At 65.8% G+C, this 18,626-nt stretch carries 18 protein-coding genes, 1 tRNA gene and 1 pseudogene; 8 read left to right on the forward strand and 12 right to left on the reverse strand.

Annotated features, from left to right (window positions below):
• Positions 1-7: 7 nt before the first annotated feature.
• The 5 genes and pseudogenes from xseA to ispG all read right to left on the reverse strand — a co-directional run bounded on the left by xseA (position 8) and on the right by ispG (position 5,232).
• A complete protein-coding gene (gene xseA, locus AWY79_RS16815) occupies positions 8-1,072 on the reverse strand; it encodes an exodeoxyribonuclease VII large subunit (protein WP_335343125.1) in 1,065 nt (354 codons plus the stop codon).
• A 118-nt stretch (positions 1,073-1,190) separates the two neighbouring features.
• Positions 1,191-1,502: pseudogene (locus AWY79_RS19595) on the reverse strand (exodeoxyribonuclease VII large subunit); the annotation flags it as partial.
• Between the two features lie 172 nt (positions 1,503-1,674).
• A complete protein-coding gene (locus AWY79_RS16820; RefSeq protein ID WP_066806455.1) occupies positions 1,675-2,289 on the reverse strand; it encodes a LysE family translocator in 615 nt (204 codons plus the stop codon).
• A gap of 126 nt (positions 2,290-2,415) precedes the next feature.
• Positions 2,416-4,158 (reverse strand): proline--tRNA ligase, encoded by a 1,743-nt coding sequence (locus AWY79_RS16825; RefSeq protein ID WP_066806457.1) that lies wholly within the window; start codon positions 4,156-4,158, stop codon positions 2,416-2,418.
• On the reverse strand, positions 4,159-5,232 hold the full coding sequence (gene ispG, locus AWY79_RS16830) for a flavodoxin-dependent (E)-4-hydroxy-3-methylbut-2-enyl-diphosphate synthase (protein WP_066806459.1): 1,074 nt from the start codon (positions 5,230-5,232) through the stop codon (positions 4,159-4,161).
• A 418-nt stretch (positions 5,233-5,650) separates the two neighbouring features.
• On the opposite strand from ispG, the gene AWY79_RS16835 reads away from it, so the two are divergent.
• From AWY79_RS16835 to AWY79_RS16850, 4 genes are read left to right on the forward strand one after another with little or no spacing between them, the layout of a single operon-like run.
• A complete protein-coding gene (locus tag AWY79_RS16835) occupies positions 5,651-6,763 on the forward strand; it encodes an iron ABC transporter substrate-binding protein (protein WP_066806461.1) in 1,113 nt (370 codons plus the stop codon).
• A gap of 1 nt (position 6,764) precedes the next feature.
• Positions 6,765-7,835 (forward strand): FecCD family ABC transporter permease, encoded by a 1,071-nt coding sequence (locus AWY79_RS16840; RefSeq protein ID WP_066806463.1) that lies wholly within the window; start codon positions 6,765-6,767, stop codon positions 7,833-7,835.
• On the forward strand, positions 7,832-8,587 hold the full coding sequence (locus AWY79_RS16845; protein WP_066806465.1) for an ABC transporter ATP-binding protein: 756 nt from the start codon (positions 7,832-7,834) through the stop codon (positions 8,585-8,587). The genes AWY79_RS16840 and AWY79_RS16845 overlap by 4 nt, the downstream gene beginning before the upstream one ends.
• A gap of 14 nt (positions 8,588-8,601) precedes the next feature.
• Positions 8,602-9,135: an FmdE family protein gene (locus AWY79_RS16850; RefSeq protein WP_066806466.1), complete on the forward strand. Its 534-nt coding sequence runs from the start codon at positions 8,602-8,604 to the stop codon at positions 9,133-9,135.
• Between the two features lie 363 nt (positions 9,136-9,498).
• Here AWY79_RS16850 and AWY79_RS16855 read toward each other — a convergent pair whose 3' ends face one another.
• The 7 genes from AWY79_RS16855 to AWY79_RS16885 form a co-directional block, all read right to left on the reverse strand.
• Entirely contained in the window at positions 9,499-9,873 is a 375-nt protein-coding gene (locus AWY79_RS16855) for a 4Fe-4S binding protein (protein ID WP_066806467.1), read from the reverse strand.
• Between the two features lie 9 nt (positions 9,874-9,882).
• Positions 9,883-10,962 carry a hydrogenase large subunit gene (locus AWY79_RS16860; RefSeq protein ID WP_066806468.1) on the reverse strand — a complete coding sequence of 360 codons (1,080 nt, stop codon included), beginning with the start codon at positions 10,960-10,962 and terminating at the stop codon, positions 9,883-9,885.
• Between the two features lie 9 nt (positions 10,963-10,971).
• Positions 10,972-11,340 (reverse strand): NADH-quinone oxidoreductase subunit C, encoded by a 369-nt coding sequence (locus AWY79_RS16865; protein ID WP_066806470.1) that lies wholly within the window; start codon positions 11,338-11,340, stop codon positions 10,972-10,974.
• An 18-nt stretch (positions 11,341-11,358) separates the two neighbouring features.
• Positions 11,359-11,802 carry an NADH-quinone oxidoreductase subunit B family protein gene (locus tag AWY79_RS16870; protein WP_066806472.1) on the reverse strand — a complete coding sequence of 148 codons (444 nt, stop codon included), beginning with the start codon at positions 11,800-11,802 and terminating at the stop codon, positions 11,359-11,361.
• 3 nt (positions 11,803-11,805) lie between these two features.
• The gene (locus AWY79_RS16875) at positions 11,806-12,654 is read right to left on the reverse strand and encodes a respiratory chain complex I subunit 1 family protein (RefSeq protein WP_066806473.1); all 849 of its coding nucleotides are present in this window, start codon (positions 12,652-12,654) and stop codon (positions 11,806-11,808) included.
• Complete coding sequence (locus AWY79_RS16880) at positions 12,654-14,552, reverse strand: NADH-quinone oxidoreductase subunit 5 family protein (RefSeq protein WP_066806475.1); 1,899 nt, start codon at positions 14,550-14,552, stop codon at positions 12,654-12,656. The genes AWY79_RS16875 and AWY79_RS16880 overlap by 1 nt, the downstream gene beginning before the upstream one ends.
• Before the next feature lie 328 nt (positions 14,553-14,880).
• The gene (locus AWY79_RS16885) at positions 14,881-15,555 is read right to left on the reverse strand and encodes a phosphoadenosine phosphosulfate reductase family protein (protein WP_066807344.1); all 675 of its coding nucleotides are present in this window, start codon (positions 15,553-15,555) and stop codon (positions 14,881-14,883) included.
• A 55-nt stretch (positions 15,556-15,610) separates the two neighbouring features.
• On the opposite strand from AWY79_RS16885, the gene AWY79_RS16890 reads away from it, so the two are divergent.
• The 4 genes from AWY79_RS16890 (at position 15,611) to AWY79_RS16905 (ending at position 18,622) form a co-directional block, all read left to right on the forward strand.
• Positions 15,611-16,042 (forward strand): pyridoxamine 5'-phosphate oxidase family protein, encoded by a 432-nt coding sequence (locus AWY79_RS16890; protein WP_066806477.1) that lies wholly within the window; start codon positions 15,611-15,613, stop codon positions 16,040-16,042.
• A 52-nt stretch (positions 16,043-16,094) separates the two neighbouring features.
• Positions 16,095-16,171: transfer RNA gene (locus AWY79_RS16895), tRNA-Arg, on the forward strand.
• Between the two features lie 114 nt (positions 16,172-16,285).
• Complete coding sequence (locus AWY79_RS16900; RefSeq protein ID WP_066806478.1) at positions 16,286-17,266, forward strand: 2-hydroxyacid dehydrogenase; 981 nt, start codon at positions 16,286-16,288, stop codon at positions 17,264-17,266.
• 12 nt (positions 17,267-17,278) lie between these two features.
• A complete protein-coding gene (locus AWY79_RS16905; protein WP_066806480.1) occupies positions 17,279-18,622 on the forward strand; it encodes a glycerate kinase type-2 family protein in 1,344 nt (447 codons plus the stop codon).
• Positions 18,623-18,626 lie beyond the last annotated feature (4 nt).

Genomic DNA, 18,626 nt, shown 5'->3' on the forward strand with positions numbered 1-18,626 from the left:
ACTACCTCTATTCATCCTTGTGCCGGGCGGAGGTCACCACCGCCCCGACCTTGCCGTCACGGACCGTAATATCAAGAGCGGCGCCTTCCGTCACCCTTCGGGGGTCGCGCAAAAATTCTCCGGTCCCGGTCACCCTGACCAATGCGTAGCCGCGCGTGAGCGGACCCTCCGGGTCCAGCCCGCGCAGCGCCGTCTCCAGCACGGTCAGCCGCTGGCCCAGCCCCTCGGGCAGCCGCTGCCCGGCCTTGTCCAGCCGGTGCGCCAACCCGTCCACCGCTGCCTCCAGCCCGTCCAACCGGTGGGGGCCGAAGGCGCGACCCAGCCGCTCGGCCAGCCGCACGGCGCGTTCCGCGCACCCGAAATACCGGTCCAGCCCCGCGCCGTCCAGCCGGGACATGAGCGCGGACAGCCGGTCCTCCATGCGCTCCACCCGCCGCCGTGGGGAGAGCCACACCAGCGCCTTGCGCAGGTGCTCGAAATCCTTTGCCTTGGCCGACAGCCAGCCCGCGTAGGCCCTGTTCAGCCCCAGGTCCAGGGAGTCCACCTTCTGGGCCAGGGTCTCGCGCCGGGGCCACAGCTCCTGGGCCGCGTGGCTCGGCGTGGCCGCCCGCCTGTCGGCCACGAAGTCCGCGATGGTCACGTCCGGTTCGTGGCCCACGCCGGTGATCACCGGCAGCCGGGCGCGGAAGATGGCGTCCGCCACCTCCTCGGTGTTATAGGCCCACAAATCCTCCAGCGAGCCGCCGCCGCGGATGAGCACCGCGACCTCGGCCCATCCCTCGCCGTCCACCAGGTCCAGCGCCGCCGCGATCTGCGCCGGGGCGCGGTCGCCCTGCACCAGGGTCGGGTAGATGCGGATCTCCGCCCCGGTGCCGCGCGTGGCCGCGATGCGCAGGAAATCCCGGATGGCCGCCCCGGATTTGGAGGTGATCACCGCCACCCGCCTCGGGTCGCGCTCCAGCTCCAGCTTGCGGTCCTCGTCGAAATAGCCCTTGGCCGCCAGCTTCCGCTTCAGCGCCTCGAAGGCCAGCGCCAGGTCGCCCACGCCCTGGGCCTGGACCAGCTCGGCCACCAGCTGGTACTGGCGCGCGGCTCGCCGCGCGCCGCGGAACGCCCACGCCCTGGGCCTGGACCAGCTCGGCCACCAGCTGGTACTGGCCGCGCGGCTCGTACACGTTGAGCCGCCCCGCGCAGAGCACCTCCATGCCGTCCTCAAGCCCGCTGCCCGTGAGCGCCGTGTCGCCCTCGGCCTCCTCGATCTCCCCGGTCAGCGGGTTGACCCTGTCCGCACCCTGCTGCACCGGCTCCGCCGAGCGCTGCGAGGACTTGAACCAGACCACGGACAACGCCGCCTCGCCATCGGTCAGCGTGAAATAGACGTGCCCGGACGCGGGCCGCGCCAGGTTGGAGACCTGCCCCCGCACCCAGACGAACGGAAACTCGGCCTCCAGCAGCGCCTTTACGGATTGAGTGAGTTCGGAAACGGTCAGTATATTGGACAAAGAAATGCCTCCGGCGGCCAGGGGGGAAGGGGAAGAGGGGCACCCTTTGGAAAAGGGCTTCCCCTCTTCCCCTTCCCCCCTGGACCCCCCAACCCCAACTCCCCTCCTAAACTTTGTATAGCCGCTTCGCGGTGGGGGGGGCGGGGGGCCGGTTGATTTTACACTACAACAGTTACTCCGCCGCGATGGCCGCGCCCGCGCCGATCATGATGGTTCCGGCGGAGCGGTTCATGATCTTCCACAGCCGGGTCGAGCGGATGGCGTTGCGGCCCCGCGAGGCCAGCCAGGCGTAGACCAGGGGGACCGTGCCGATGATCGGGACGATGATGCCCATGACCAGGGCCACGTCGGTCCCGGTCAGGGACGCCATGTCCACGAAGCCGGGCAGGAACCCGCAATAGAAGGCGATGGCCTTGGGGTTGCCCAAGGTCACGCACAGCCCGGCCAGGAAGCTGCGCCCGGTGCGGGCCGTGGCCGCGCACTCCGGCTGCGGATCGAAATTCGGCTTGGCCGTCCAGCACTTCACGCCCATGTAGACGAGATAGGCCGCGCCCGCCCACTTGAGGATGACGAAATACGGCCCGATCTGCGAGGCCACCCAGCCCATGCCGAACAGGGCCGTGAGCAGGTAGCACACGTCCCCGAGGGCCAGCCCCAGGGTGAACCCGGCACCCGCCTTGAACCCGCGCGCCAGCGACTGGGCCACCACGGCCGAAATCCCCGGCCCCGGTATGCACGCGAACACCAGCGTGGCCAGCGCCAACGCGATTCCACTTTCAAAGGTCATTTTCTCTCTCCCGAAGGTTGTGTCCGGTCCATCCGTGGCATACCACCCGGCGGACCGGACCGACAATAAAAAAACCCGGCGCGGTCGATTCCGCGCCGGGTTGGCATGACGATATATGTCCGGAATCTAGGGGGTTTCAAGGCCCCAATTATTCCAGATACCATTGCGCCAGGCAGCGAAGGACTCGGCAAAGGTGTCGAGCGGGAGCTCGATCTTTTCACCGGTCTTGCGATCCTTGGCTTCGATGATGCCGCTTTTGAGCCCCTTGCCGCCGAGCACCAGCTGCATGGGGTAGCCGATCAGGTCGGCCTCGGCGAACTTGACGCCGGGGCGTTCGGCCCGGTCGTCGAAGGCCGCATCCACGCCGAGCTTCAGCAGTTCGGCGTACAGCTCCTCGGCCTTGTCGGCCACGTCCTGGTCCTTGCCGCCGAGCGAGATCAGGCAGACCTCGAAGGGCGCGATGGACGGCGGGAAGCAGCAGCCGTTCTCGTCGAAGTTCTGCTCGATGGCCGAGGCCACGATGCGGGACACGCCGATGCCGTAGCAGCCCATGATCATGAACTGGGACTTGCCGTTCTCGTCCAGGAAGGTGGCTTCCATCTTCTGGGAGTACTTCAGGCCGAGCTTGAACACGTGGCCCACCTCGATGCCCTTGGTGAACTCGATGGCCCCGCCGCATTCCGGGCAGGGGTCCGTGGGCTCGATGACCCGCAGGTCGGCGTATTGCTCAACCTTGCAGTCGCGGCCCAGCGCCAGATGCAGGACGTGGGTGTCGCCCTTGTTCGCCCCGGCCACCCAGTCGGTCCCGGCCAGCAGTTCGTGGTCGGCATAGACCGGCACGCTGGGGTCCAGCCCGGCGGGACCGGCGAAGCCCACGGGCGCGTTGGTCAGCTTGCGGACCAGCGCCTCGTCGGCCAGCTCGATCTCGTTGCCGCCCGCCAGGTTGCGCAGCTTGACGTCGTTCAGTTCGCGGTCGCCGCGCACCAGCCCGGCCACGGGCTTGCCGTCCACCACGAAGAGCAGGGTCTTGACCAGCTTGTCGGCGGAAATGCCGAGGAAGTTGCAGACCTCCTCCACGGTGTGCGTGCCGGGGGTGGCGACCTCCTCAAGTGCGGGAACGGTCGATTCGTCCGCCGGAGCGGTCGTGGGAGCGGCCACCTTGGCCTTTTCCAGGTTGGCCCCGAAGTCGCAGGACAGGCAGGAGGCGATGGTGTCCTCGCCGGTCTCGGCCAGGACCATGAACTCGTGGGAGAAATCGCCGCCGATGGCTCCGGAGTCCGCCTGGACCGGCTTGAAGCGCAGCCCGATGCGCGAGAACGCGGCCTTGTAGGCGTTGAACATGTCGAAATAGGACTTCTCCGCGCCCGCCTCGTCCTTGTCGAAGGAGTAGGCGTCCTTCATGATGAACTCGCGGCCGCGCATGAGGCCGAACCGGGGACGGATCTCGTCGCGGAACTTGGTCTGGATCTGGTACAGATTGACCGGCAGCTGCTTGTAGGACTTGATCTCGCCGCGCACCAGGTCGGTGATGACCTCCTCATGGGTGGGTCCGAGGCAGTAGTCCCGGTCGTGGCGGTCCTTGAACCGGAGCAGCTCCTTGCCGTAGTACTCCCAGCGGCCGGTCTCCCTCCAGAGGTCGGCGGGCTGGACCATGGGCAGGAGGACCTCCAGCGCGCCCGCCCGGTTCATCTCCTCGCGCACGATCTGCCCCACCTTGTTGATGGAGCGCAGCCCCAGCGGCAGATAGTTGTAAATGCCGCTGGTCAGCTTGCGGATCATGCCCGCGCGCATCAGGAGCTTGTGGGAGACGACCTCGGCGTCGGCCGGGTCCTCCTTCAGGGTCGGGATGTAATAGCGGGAAAGACGCATCTATTCGGTTCTCCTTTCTTCCAGGAATTTATCGATCTCTTTCATGAATTCGGGCAGCAGATTGGCGTTGCCCCGGACCTTGCGGACCACCTCCCCCTTGCGGAAGATGATGCCCAGGTCGCGGCCGCCCGCGATGCCGATGTCGGCCTCGCGCGCCTCGCCGGGGCCGTTGACCACGCACCCCATGACGGCCACGGTGAAGACCTCCTCCACCCCCCTCAGCGCCGCCTCCACCTGCTCGGCCAGCTCGATCAGGCCGATCTCGGTGCGCCCGCAGGTGGGGCAGGATATAATCTCCGGGCCGCGTTCCCGCAAGCCCAAGCTGCGCAGGATTTCGTAGGCCACGCCGATCTCGGCCACCGGATCGTGGGTCAGGGACACGCGCAGGGTGTCGCCGATGCCCTCGAAAAGCAGGATGCCCAGCCCCACGGCGGACTTGACCGCACCGCGCACCAGGGTCCCGGCCTCGGTGATGCCGATGTGCAGCGGGTAGTCCACCTCGTCGGACATGAGCCGGTACGCCTCGACGGTCTTGAGCACGGACGAGGTCTTGAGCGATATCTTGATGTCGTGAAAGCCGCGCGCCTCCAGCATGCGCACGTGCCGCAGGCCGGACTCGACCATGGCCTGGGGCGTGGGACCGCCGAATTTGGCGAGCAGGTCCTTTTCCAGGGACCCGCCGTTGACCCCGATGCGGATGGGCGTGCCCTGCGCCTTGGCCGCGCGGACCACGGCGTCCACCTTGGATTCGTCCCCGATGTTGCCGGGGTTGATGCGCAGCCCGTCGAACCCGGCGTCGAGCGCGGCCAGGGCCAGCCGGTGGTCGAAATGGATGTCCGCGATGAGCGGCACCGGCGACTGTTCGCGGATGGTCGCGAGCACGGCCGCCGCCGCCTCGTCAGGCACGGCCAACCGCACGATCTCGCACCCGGCGTCGGCCAGTTGGGTGATCTGCGTCACCGTGGCCAGGACGTCGCGCGTGTCCGTGTTGCACATGGACTGGACCCGGACCGGGTTGTCCCCGCCGATGCCCACGTTGCCGATGTTCACGACTCTCGTCTTCTTGCGTTGCATAAGGAATCGCACGTTACGCAATTTCCCGCCCCAAGCCAAGGGCTCCGATACGGTCCCCGCGCCCCTCCGGCACAGGATGGGGACGGGGTGTCGCCCGACCGGTTTGCCGACGTGCTATCCGGGTCGCATGGCCGTGCGGCGGCCCGGACCGGACCGCATCCACCGGTTTGCGGAAGGCCGGGTTCCCGCCGAGAGCGAAAGCCGCTCCCGTCTTCCCCTCTCAATGGCCTGCGCCCCCTCCCTGGCAGCCGCCCGGGCATTCCCGCTCCCCTTGCTAAACCGAGCGTCCGAGTCCGAATTCACATCCCCCTTGACGGGTCTCTTTCTTTCTTCTATCACCCAATTGTGTTACTTTTTATTAATCAGTAACAATATCCATATTTGATTCAACAAATCATACGCTGAAAAGGGTGCCCGAATGGAATTAGTTCATCGTTTCCGTTTCCTGGCTGCGGTCCTGGTCCTGGCCTTGTTCATCCCCCTGCCCGCCCAGGCGCGATCCGTGACCGACGCCGGCGGCAAGGTGATCGAGATTCCGGACGCGGTGGAGCGGGTGATCTGTTCCGGTTCCGGCAGCCTCCGGTTGCTGACCTATCTTCAGGGCCAGTCCCTGGCGGTGGCCGTGGACGACATCGAGAGCCGACGGTCGCGGTTCGATTCCCGACCCTACGCCATCGCCAACCAGCAGTTCAAGACCATGCCCGTGTTCGGCCAGTTCCGGGGGCACGACAACCCCGAACTGATCCTGACCCTGGAGCCCCAGCCGCAGGTCGTCTTCAAGACCTTTTCCACCATGGGCCACGATCCCGCCGAGCTGGAGCAGAAGACCGGCATCCCGGTGGTGGTCCTGGACTACGGCAACCTGGGCGCCCGGCGCGACCAGCTCTTCGCCACCCTGCGCCTGATGGGCGAGGTGGTGGGCCGCGAGCAGCGGGCCGAGTCGGTCATCGCCTACATCACCGAGCTGATCGACGACCTGAACAAGCGCACGGCCGACATCCCGGAGCAGGACCGCCCCTCGGCCTTCGTGGGCGGCGTGGCCTTCAAGGGGCCGCACGGCTTCCAGTCCACGGAACCGACCTACCCGCCCTTCTCCTTTGTCCGCGCCCGGAATCTGGCCTACGACGCCAATTCGGCGGGCAAGGGGCTGAGCCAGTCCGACGTGGCCAAGGAGAAGATCGTGGAGTGGAACCCGGACTACCTGTTCCTGGACCTCTCCACCCTGCAGATGGGCGACGAGGCGGGCGGCCTGTTCGAGCTGCGCACCGACCCCGCCTACCGCACCCTGGCCGCCGTGAAGGCGGACCGCGTCTACGGCGTGCTGCCCTACAACTGGTACTCCATCAACTACGGCTCGATCCTGGCCAACGCCTATTTCATCGGCAAGACCCTGTACCCGGACCGGTTCGCGGACGTGGACCCCGCGGCCAAGGCGGACGAGATATACACCTTCCTGGTGGGCAAGCCGGTATTCGCGGACATGAACCACATGTTCCAGGGTATGGCCTACGTCCCGGTGCGGGTGAACTAGCGTGCACTTCGAAGACGGACAGGTGCCGGAGGAATACCGGCGGTACATCGGCTGGAAGGTCGGACTGGTCTGCCTGACCGGCGGACTGCTGGCCCTCGCCCTGGTGATCTCCATTTCCCTGGGCGCGGCGAACATCCCCCTCGACGAAGTGGCCCGGGCCCTCATGGGCTGGGCCTCGTCCAAGCGGTTCGACGTCATCGTCTGGAACATCCGGCTCCCCCAGGCCCTGACCTCCATCGTGGCCGGAGCCGGGCTTTCCGTTGCGGGCGCGGCCATGCAGTCCATCCTGCGCAACCCGCTCGGCTCCCCCTTCACCCTGGGCATCTCCCACGCGGCCGCCTTCGGCGCGGCCTTTGCCGTGATGATCCTCGGCGGCGGCATCATGACCTCGGCCAGCGCCGACACCGTGAACGTGACCAGCCCGTACCTGACCACAGGCGTGGCCTTCCTCTTCTCCCTGCTGGCCGCCGGGGTCATCGTGGCCGTTTCCCGGCTGCGCGGCGCGACCCCGGAGATCATGATCCTGACCGGCGTGGCGCTCGGCGCCCTGTTCACCGCTGGGACCATGTTTCTCCAGTACTTCGCCGATGACGTGCAGCTGGCCGCCATGGTCTTCTGGACCTTCGGCGATACGGCCCGGGCCTCCTGGTCCGAGCTGGGCGTCATGTCCGCCGTGACCCTGGTCTGCACGGTCTACTTCCTGGCCAACGGCTGGAACTACAACGCCATCGACGCGGGCGACGAGACCGCCAAGGGGTTGGGCGTGCGCGTGGATCGCGTGCGCATGGTCGGCATGCTGCTGGCCTCCATGCTCACCGCCGTGATCATCGCCTTCCTCGGGATCATCGGCTTCGTCGGCCTGGTGGTGCCGCACATGGTCCGCCGCGTCATCGGCTCGGACCACCGGTTCCTGCTGCCCGGCTCCATCCTGGCGGGCGGGCTGCTGCTCCTGGCCGCGGACACCACCGCGCGCCTCGTGCTCGCACCCCACGTCCTGCCCGTGTCCGTGCTCACCGCGTTCCTGGGCGCACCCGTGTTCATCTATCTCATCATAAGGGGGCAGCGCAGATGATCCTCTCGGTCTCCGGCCTCGATTTCGGCTACAACGGCAAATCCGTGCTCCACTCCGTGGAGTTCGACCTGCACGGCGGGGAACTGCTGGCCATCCTCGGCCCCAACGGCGTGGGCAAAACCACCCTGCTCAAGTGCATCAACGCCATCCACGCGCCCGCCAAGGGCAAAGTCCTGGTCGAGGACCGCAACGTGCTCAGGATGCGCCCCGCCGAAATCGCGCTGGGCATCGGCTACGTGGCACAGCGGTCCGAGGCCGCCCGGCTGACCGTGTTCGACGCCGTGCTCATGGGCCGCAAGCCGCACATCGTCTGGCGGGTGGGCGAAAAGGACCTGCGCATGGTCGATTCGGCCCTGAAACGGCTGCGCCTGGATCACCTCTCCTTGCGCCACATCGACCAGCTCAGCGGCGGCGAGCTCCAGAAGGTCGCCATCGCCCGCGCCCTGGTCCAGGAACCCAAGCTCCTGCTCCTGGACGAGCCCACCTCCAGCCTCGACCTGCGCAGCCAGGTGGACATCCTGTCCATGCTCCGCCACGTGGTCAAAGGCCACAACCTGGCCGCCATCATGACCATGCACGACCTGAACACCGCCCTGCGCTACGCCGACAAGGTCCTGTTTCTCAAGGACGGCCGCATCCACTCCACCGGACCCGCCTGCGAAGTCACCCCGGACGTGGTGGAGGAAGTCTACGGCCTGCCCGTTCACATCCATACCGTGCAGGGACACCCCATGGTCGTCCCCGCCGGCTGATACAAGGAAAAACCATGCCCTGCACCCTGCCCAAGGAAAAACTCGACGAAACCATCCGCTTCCACGGCCACCACTGCCCCGGCCTGACCATCGGCATCCGCGCCGTGGAGCTGGCCGAACGCGAACTCGGCGACCTTGCCCAAACCGACCTCGTGGCCGTCAGCGAGACCGACATGTGCGGCGTGGACGCCATCCAGTTCCTCACCGACTGCACGCTGGGCAAAGGCAACTTCATCCACCGGGACTACGGAAAGCGCGCCTTCTCCTTCTATGACCGCAAGTCCGGCAAGGGATTCCGCGCCCTGCTCAAGGACCTCGCCCCCGGCGACCGCAGCCGCGAACAGGCCATCGACCACTTCATGACCATCGACCTCGACGACATGTTCGACCTCACCCCCCTCGACGCCCTGGCCCCCCGCCCCGCACAGGTCCTCGAAAGCCTGCGCTGCGAACACTGCGGCGAGATGACCATGGAATCCCGCACCCGCCGCTTCGCCGGCAAGACCTACTGCATCCCCTGCTTCTCCGACATCGACCAGAAGTTATAGGAGAAGAATGCCTCCGGCGGCCAGAGGGGGAAACTTTCGAGAAAGTTTCCCCCTCTGGACTCCCCCTTCAAAGCTTTTTGCGTGCCTTCGGCAGGTCCGTGCGAGCGCGGTTTAGCGTGCGGGGTTGGTCTGAACGAATTCAATTTAAAGGAATCAACTCACTCGAACCTCACCCCTCGCGCAGCGACATAAAAAGTTTTGGAAGAGAGGGGGATGGGGGTCCGGGGGAAGGGGGAGAGAAACCTTTCTCAAAAGGTTTCTCTCCCCCTTCCCCCGGCCGCCGGAGGCATCTTCTCCCATAAATAAAGCCCCGGCTCGGTGAGCCGGGGCTTACTTTATTGATCGAAGAGGGAGGGGGTCAGCCTATTTCTCTTCTTTCTTTTCAGCGGTTTTCTTTTTCGGTTTGGGCGGGGTGCCCTGTTCGATCCAGGTGATCTTCTCGGTCATGGGCTTGCGGTGCACGTCCTTCATGGACAGGCATTTGGTCGGGCAGTTGTCCCGGCAGATGCCGCAGTACACGCAGGCGTGCGGATCGCACTGCCAGGTCCCGGCGTTCTTGTCCACGGTGATGCACTGGCTGGGGCACTTGCGGGAGCAGGTGCCGCAGAAGATGCAGCCGTCGATGTCGATGACCAGCTCGCCCCGGTAGTTGGGGAACGGCTCGCGCACGGTGAACGGGTAGTTCCGGGTGGCGGGCTTTTTCAGCAGGTTCTTGATGACGGTGGGTGTAAACAGCATGCGGTCCTCCTAGCGTTCGGTGCAGCTGATGCACGGGTCGATGGACAGCACGATGACCGGGACGTCCGCCAGCTCGCATTCGGGCAGCATGGCCAGAAGAGGCGGGATGTTGGCGAAGGTCGGGGTACGGATGCGCAGGCGATCGAGGTGCTTGGTGCCGTTGCCCCGGATATAGTAGACGCACTCGCCGCGCGGCTGCTCGACCCGGGTGAAGATCTCGCCCTCGGGCGGGTTGCCCTTGACCTTGGCGGCCAGCTCGCCCTCGGGGAGCTTGGCGATGGCCTGGCGGACCAGGTCGATGGACTGCAGGGTCTCGCGGAAGCGCACGGTGGAGCGCGCCCAGCAGTCGCCTGCGGTCTCGACGACCGGTTCGAAGTCGAGCATGTTGTACGCGCCGTAGCCGAGCATGCGCATGTCCTGCGCCACGCCGGAGCCGCGCAGGGTCGGGCCGGCGGCGCCGAGCTCGTAGGCCTGGGCCTTGGTCAGCACGCCGACGCCCACGGTGCGGGACTTGACGGTATAGTCGTTCATGATGGTGTCCTGCATGGCCTTGACCTCTTTCTCGACGATCTCGAGTTCGGACAGGATCCAGCGGATCTGGTCCGGGGAGAGGTCGGCGCGGACGCCGCCGATGACGTTGACGGACACGATGACGCGGCTGCCGGTGGTGGCCTCGTTGATGTCCATGATCCGCTCGCGGACTTTCCAGAACTGCATGAACAGGGACTCGAAGCCGAAGGCGTCGGCGAACAGGCCCAGCCAGAGCAGGTGGGAGTGGCAGCGATGGAGTTCGGACCAGATGACGCGCAGCACCTTGGCGCGGTCCGGGACCTCGACGCCCATGAGTTCCTCGATGCCCTGCGAGTAGCAGACGGCGTGGATCATGGAGCAGATGCCGCAGACGCGCTCGCAGACGTTGATCATCTGGTGGTAGTCGCGGATGTCGGCCAGTTTTTCCAGGCCGCGGTGGACGTAGCCCAGGGCCGGGATGGCCTCCTTGACGATCTCGTCCTCGACCTTCAGGGTGAGGTGCACCGGTTCGGGCAGGACGGGATGCTGCGGGCCGAAGGGAATTACGGTAGTAGCCATTTCAGCCCCCTATTTTTTCGGCTCGATCTTGACGTTGGACACCAGGGGAACCTGGGTGACCTCGGGGTCAAGGTAGAGCGTGCGGTTGAAGTCGAGGACCAGGCCGTCGAACTTGACGTCCCACTGGTCGCGGATTTCGTTTTCCACCAGGAGCGCGGCGAAGAAGACGCCGGACACGCTCGGAATGGGCTTGTCCATGTCGGTTTCAAGCCGCAGGTGGGTGATTTCCAGGTTCTTGTCGAAGTGGTAGAGGATGCCGATGCCCTTTTCTCCGACCTGGTAGGTGGAGTAGGTGACAAGCCTCTGCCCGTCGTTCTTCATGTTCATGACCTCGCCGACAAGGGTGTCGAGGGTCACGTCTATAACTTTACCTTGCATTATGTACCTCGTTCGAAGCTACTCGGCTTCTTCCACTTTCTGGGCGAATTTGCCGAGTCCGGCCACGACGCCGTCGATGATGGCCTCGGGTTTCGCCGGGCAGCCGGGGACGTAGACGTCCACGGGGATGACCTGGTCCACGCCGCCCACGACGTTGTAGGCGTCGCGGAAGACGCCGCCGGTGTTGCCGCACGCGCCGATGGCGATGACGGCCTTGGGCTCGGGCATCTGGTCGTAGATGTTCTTGAGCACCTTTTTGTTCCGGTGGTTGACCGTGCCGGTGACCAGCAGGACGTCCGCGTGCTTGGGGTTGCCGACGTTGATGATGCCGAACCGCTCCACGTCGTAGAGGGGGGTCAGGCAGGCCAGGACCTCGATATCGCAGCCGTTGCAGCTACCGCAGTCGAAGTGCATGATCCACGGTGACTTGGCGCGAGATTTCTTGATGAATGATCCGAACATGATTTACCCCGCGTACAGCCAGATGAGGTTAACGACGCACAAGCCCATGCCGAGCAGCCAGACGCGCTTGAGCATCCAGCGCCAGGTCATGCGGGCCATGGTGTTGTCCACCAGGATTTCAAGCATGTAGGTGGCCGCGAGCAGAAGCGCCATCCAGGCCACGTTGGTGTGCCAGAAGAGCGCGCACAGGCCGAGCACCAGGATGGTCTCGTACCAGTGGGCGATCTCGATCAGGGCCAGGTAGGGGCCGGAGTACTCGGTGAGCATGCCCTTGACCAGTTCCTGATGGCCGTGGTGGGAGGTGGAGAAGTCGAACGGCGACTTGCGCAGCTTGATGGTCAGGGCGTAGCCGAGCGCCAGGTAGAGCAGCGGCATCTTGGCCAGCAGCGGCATCTCCTGGGCCCAGATGGCCTCGATGGAGAAGGAGCCGGTGACCATGTAGAAGCCGACGAAGACCAGGATCAGGATCGGCTCGTAGGCCAGGATCTGCATCAGCTCGCGCTGCGCGCCGACCTGGGAGTACGGGGACTTCGCGGCCATGGCGCCCATGACCAGGAAGACCGCGCCCACGGCCTGCACGAAGAAGACGAGCAGCAGGTCGCCCTGCGCGAAGAACAGCGCCACGGAGGTGGCGGCCGCGATCAGGTAGACCCAGGCGCAGATGATCTGCCACTGGTTGACGACCATCTTCTCCTTGCCCAGGAGTTTGGCCACGTCATAGAAGGCCTGCATGATCGGGGGACCCTGGCGGGACTGGAACCAGGCGGTGACGCGACGGTCCAGGCCGGCGATCAGGCCGCCGGCGAGCGGGCCGACAAGAAGTCCGATGATGACGAGAATAAGGGTTTCCATTACAGCGCCCCTCCCAGCATGAGGACGATCAGCGCGACCGCCAGTGCGTTGAAGACAGGCGTGAGTTTGCCTTCGGCGAACAGCTCGCCCAGATACATGTTGCCCGCGGCGAAGGGAACATCGCCGTTCATGGGGCCGACGTAGGTGCCGTCAACGGAGGAGTTGGCGCCGCCCAGGTAGGGAGGCATGACCTTCACCTTGCGGTAGCCGGAACCGGCCTTGACCGCATAGAGCAGGCCCAATCCGAGCACCAGGAACAGGGGCACCACCACGAACGTGCCGTGGGCGGACTCCAGGGAGCCGAAGCCGACCATGAACGGGGCGGACCCGAGCCAGGGGGCCAGCAGGGAGTTGTAGATCCAGGGGGAGGCGATGGACAGGACCACCGCGCCCAGACAGAGGATCAGCAGGGGCAGGCGGGTCAGGGTCGGCTGGGATTCACAGCGGCCGCCCTCTTCGCGGGTGGCCATCATGGAACCGGCCCAGCGGGCCAGGAAGACGACCATCAGGGCGGAGCCCATGGCCAGCATGACGACGATGAAGATGTTGGAGTCGGCGGAGGCCTCGATGGCCATCCACTTGCCGAGCAGCACGCCGAACGGCGGCAGCATCATGGTCAGGATGCCGATGATGGTGATCAGCGCCGTGCGCGGGAGCCTGGCGTACAGGCCGCGCATGTCCTCGATGTCGCGGGAGCCGATGGCCTGCTCGATGGTGCCCACGCACAGGAAGAGCAGCGACTTGGAGATGGCGTGGAAGAGGATCAGCATGACCGCGGCGGTCAGGGCCAGCGGGGTGTTGATGCCCGCGCAGCAGATGATCAGGCCGAGGTTGGCCACCGTGGAGTAGGCCAGGATCTTCTTGCCGTTGGACTGCCCCACGCCGAGGGCGGAACAGGCGATGAAGGTGAACGCGCCGCAGACGGCCACGCCGGTGGACAGGAAGGACCCGGCATAGGCCGGGGCGAACCGCAGGACCACGAAGACGCCCGCCTTGACCATGGTCGAGGAGTGCAGCAGCGCGGAGACCGGGGTCGGCGCAACCATGGCGCCGAGCAGCCAGGACTGGAACGGGACCTGGGCGGCCTTGGTGAACCCGGCCAGGCACAGGAAGCCGAGGCCGGTGAGCATCAGGGCGGTCTGGTTGCCGGAGGTCAGGATGGCGGCGATGTTCAGGGTGCCCGCTTCCATGTAGACCAGCATCATGCCGAGCACGAAGGCGAGGCCGCCCATGGCGTTCATCCACAGGGCGCGGACCGAGTTCCTGGTGGCGATCTCGGTGGCGTCGTGGCCGATGAGCATGAAGGAGCACAGGGTGGTGACCTCAAAGAAGAAGTACATCCACAGCACGTTGTTGGACAGGACCAGTCCGTTCATGGCGCCCAGGAAGAGCACCAGGAAGAAGAAGAATCGCGGCTGGCGGGACTTCTTCAGGTGGAGATGCTCTTCGTGTTCCTTCATGTACGGAATGGCGAAGATGCAGATCAGCGAACCGATGATGGAGATCACCAGGACCATGATCAGCGAGAGCTGGTCGCCCGCCAGGGCGGGGACGGCTTCGTGCTTGACCATGACGATCTCGAACCAGGCGAGCAGCACGGCCTGCGCCGCGGTGAAGGCCTGAATCAGAATGCTCTTGTGTTTGATACCATAAAAAAAGATGACACCCAGCAGCGCGAAATCCAGGACGGTAACCAGGAAGTCGCTGCCGATCCCCAGAATCGAGCCGACCTCGATCGGCTCGAACACCCCGTGCGAGAGCAATCCCAGCGACGCGAGCGTCAGGATGGCTCCGGTGGCGAGCACGGTCAGATTCCGAACGGCCGACGACCGGACGAAATAGCAGACCCCCGCCGCTGCCGCCGGCAGCAGGATGAGAAGCAGTAACAGATTCGACATGAAGACCTCGTTTCAGATGATGGACAAAACGAGTACAGCAGGCACGTGAAATCCGGTTCACCTCCAACCGGAAATCGGTGCGAATGCACTTTACCCTTAGCCTAGTAAACAACTGTCCTTAGGGGAAGTTGACCGTCAGGTCAAGACCCGAACCCGACTTTTGCCTCATCCTTTTTGGACGCGCAAATAAATGGTTTTTCACGCGATTTTGCACTAAATCACGTTTTTGAAAATATTGGGTACAAAAAGGTAGGAAATGTTGTGAATTAATTCTCAAATTACCCGGAAGCCCCGGCCCAAGCGGGTTGCGGAAGGATGGCGCAGAGGCCTAAAAATAGCCCAGGGAAGTGAGCGAACCGAGAATTTTTTCCTTGTCCCCGGAGCGGCCCGACCGTTCTCCCCCGCCCTGGCCCGGAAGTGCGGTGCACGGACGGCAGCCCAGCGACCGGTAGCCGAGGTCGTAGAGGGAACAATGGGGCAGGCCGAACCGGTCGTGGAAGGCCCAGACGTCGGTCTCGGTCCAGTCGAGGATGGGGTTGACCAGGGTGTGATCGGGGTCGGTCCGCGGCTCCAGCGCCTCGCGGGCCGCCCGGTCCGGGTGCTCGTCGCGCCGGATGCCGGTCAGCAGCCGGGTGGTCCCGGTCTCGCGGAGCGCCCGCTTCAGGGGGGCTACCTTGAGCTCGCGGCAGCACGCCAGGGGGTCTGCGGCCAGGGGATAGCCGTCCAGGGAGACCAGCGGCCGGGCGATGTGCAGGTCAACGCCCCACTCCACGGCCAGCCGGTCGCGGAAGGCCAGGACCTCCGGGAACTTGCACCCGGTGTCCAGGTTGACGGCCTTGACCGGCCCCGCGCCCGCGTGGTCCAGCAGCGCCTTCCAGATGAACAGGACCACGGTGGAATCCTTGCCCCCGGTCCAAGCCGCGCGCACCGAACCGGGGTCGCGGTCCAGCAGGGACGCGAGCAGCCCTTCGGCGCGTTCGATTTTTCTGTCCAGGGTATCCATCTTGCTCCACATCTTTATAATGGCGATCCTTGAAAAGGTGCCGTAGAGACCTTTCATGAGCAAGGAAAACCTGCGTCTAATCGACGATCTCATCTGCACCGAGGAATTCTGCGTGCTCTGCACCGCGGACGGCTCCCAGCCCCACAGCTCCCTGATGCACTTCTTCGCGGACCACGCGGCCATGAAATTCTATTTCCTGTCCCGCCGGACCACGAAAAAGAACAGGAACATCCACGCCAATCCGCACGTCTCCATCCTGATCGACCGCAGGAAGGAGGGGGTGGCCCTGTCCATCGAGGGCGTGTATTCCCCCATCCGGCGCGGCCAGACTTCCGAGGCCATTGTCCGCCTCTACCTGTTGAAGCACCCGGAGCTGGCCGAACTGGCCGCAGACCCGGACACCGAGCTGATCCGGGTGGAGGGCCGCAGCGCAACGCTTTCCGTGGGCGTGGACGAAGATTTCCACGTCAAACTGAAAAAATCCTGAAGAAAGCCCTTGACGTCCCGAGCACATGGGCATAAACAGTCACTTCGTTTGCGCGCCCGTGGCTCAGCAGGATAGAGCATTCGGCTACGAACCGAAAGATCGCACGTTCGAATCGTGCCGGGCGCGCCACGCTAGCAACACCCCCGAGGACCATGTCCCCGGGGGGTTTTTCGTTGGCGAAAAGGGCGTTGACTCCGACGGCGCGGGGCCGCATGCTGGTGGCCGAAACACCAGGAGGAACCGATGGAACGACACAGGATATTCATCACCCGTCAGATTCCCGAGGAAGGAATCGAAATGCTGCGCCGGGTCGCGGACGTGGAGGTCAACCCCGTGGACGCGCCCATGGACCGCGCCGAGCTGCTCGCGCGCATCGCCGACTGCCACGGTGTCGTCGGGCTGCTGACCGACAGGATCGACGCCGAGTTCTTCGACGCGGCCCCGGTGCTCAAGGGGTACGCCAACTACGCCGTGGGCTTCGACAACATCGACGTGGCCGAGGCCACCCGGCGCGGGCTGCCTGTCTCCAACACCCCCGGCGTGCTGACCAACGCCACCGCCGAGTGCGCCTGGGCCCTGCTCTTCGCCGCGGCCCGGCGCGTGGTCGAGTCCGACGGGGTCATGCGCTCCGGGCAGTGGACCGGCTGGGGGCCCCTGCAGTTCATCGGCGGCGACGTGTCCGGCAAGACGCTGGGCATCGTGGGCGCGGGACGCATCGGCACGGCCATGGCGCTCATGGGGCGCGGCTTCAACATGAAGGTCCTGTACACCAGCTCCAGCGGGCGCAGGAACGCGGTCCTGGAGTCCGAGCTGAACGCGCGCCTGGTTGACTTCGACACCCTGCTGGCCGAATCCGACTTCATCTCGATCCACACCCCGCTGACCCCGGCCACCCGCCACCTGTTCGACGCCGCGTCGTTCTCGCGCATGAAGCCCACCGCCTACATCGTGAACACCGCGCGCGGGCCGGTCATCAAGGAGGACGACCTGGTGGCCGCCCTCAAGGCCGGGACCATCGCCGGGGCCGGGCTGGACGTCTACGAGAACGAACCGTCCATGGCCCCGGGACTGGCCGAGCTGGACAACGTGGTGGTCCTGCCCCACGTCGGCTCCGCCACCCGCTCCTCGCGCACGGACATGGCCACCCTGGCCGCCCGTAACCTGATCGCCATGCTCGAAGGACGCAGGCCCGAGACCTGCCTCAACCCCGAAATCTACGACTAACCGAACGAGAACATGACCGCATACGCCGAAAGAAAAGCCAACCTGCTGCGCATCGTCGAGGGCGCGCTCCGTGCCGTGGCCCCGGACCCGGCCCTGAGAAGCGCCGTGAAACGTGAGGACAACATCCTGGCCGTGGGCGGGCGGGAATACGACCTGGACCGCTACGACCGGGTCATCCTGCTCGGCGCGGGCAAGGGGTCGGCGGCCATGGCCGCGACCATGGAGGACCTCCTGGGCGACCGGCTGTCCCACGGGCTGGTGGCCACCAAGTACGGCCACGGCCTCCCCCTCGCCAGGACCGAAGTCATCGAGTCCGGCCACCCCGTGCCCGACGAGGCGGGCGAGCGCGCCGCAGCCGCATTGCTTGAACGCGGTGCCGACGCCGGAGAACGGGACCTGGTCCTCTTCCTGCTGTCCGGCGGGGCAAGCGCCCTGGTCCCTTCACCGATCCACGGGGTCTCCCTGGCCGACAAGCAGGAGGCCACGCGCAGGCTGCTCGAATGCGGCGCGCCCATCGGCGAGATCAACGCCATCCGCAAGCACCTCTCTCGGTTCAAGGGCGGACATCTGGCCGAGACCTTGGCCCCGGCCACGGTGCTGACCCTGATCATCTCCGACGTGGTCGGCGACCGGCTCGACGTCATCGGGTCCGGTCCCACCGCGCCCGACGACTCCACCTTCGCGGACTGCCAGGCCATCCTGGACCGCTACGAGCTCTGCCACCGCATGCCCGAGTCCGTGGTCCGGGCCGTGGCCGAAGGCTGCGCCGGACGCGCGTCCGAGACGCGCAAGGCGGGCGACCCGTGCTTCAGCCGGGTGCGCAACGTCATTGTCGCGGGCAACGGCATGGCCGTGGACGGCGCGGCCATGGCGGCCCGCAAGCTGGGCTACACCCCGGTGGTGGTGGACGCGGCCATGGAGGGCGAGGCCAGGGACCAGGCCGCCCGGCTCATCCGGCTGGCCGGGGAGTACACCCTGGGCGCTGGATGCGCGCCGCCCCCCGTCTGCCTCCTGGCCGGAGGCGAGACCACGGTGACCATCAGGGGTGCGGGCAAGGGCGGACGGAACCAGGAATGGGCCCTGGCCGCCGCGCTGGAGATGGACGCGCTGGGAACCGCGCGCGAGCGGCTGGCGGCCATGAGCCTGGGCACGGACGGCACGGACGGCCCCACGGACGCGGCCGGGGCCATGGCCTTCCCGGACACGGCCTCGGGCGAACGGTCCGAGGAGGCCGGACGCGCCCTGGCGGACAACGACGCTTACACCTTCTTCACCCGCACCGGAACCCTGCTCAAGACCGGCCCCACGCGGACCAACGTCATGGACGTTGCCGCCGTGCTGGTGGACCCGGCCTGACCGA

It is taken from the genome of Pseudodesulfovibrio indicus (assembly GCF_001563225.1).
Classification (GTDB): Bacteria; Desulfobacterota; Desulfovibrionia; order Desulfovibrionales; family Desulfovibrionaceae; genus Pseudodesulfovibrio; species Pseudodesulfovibrio indicus.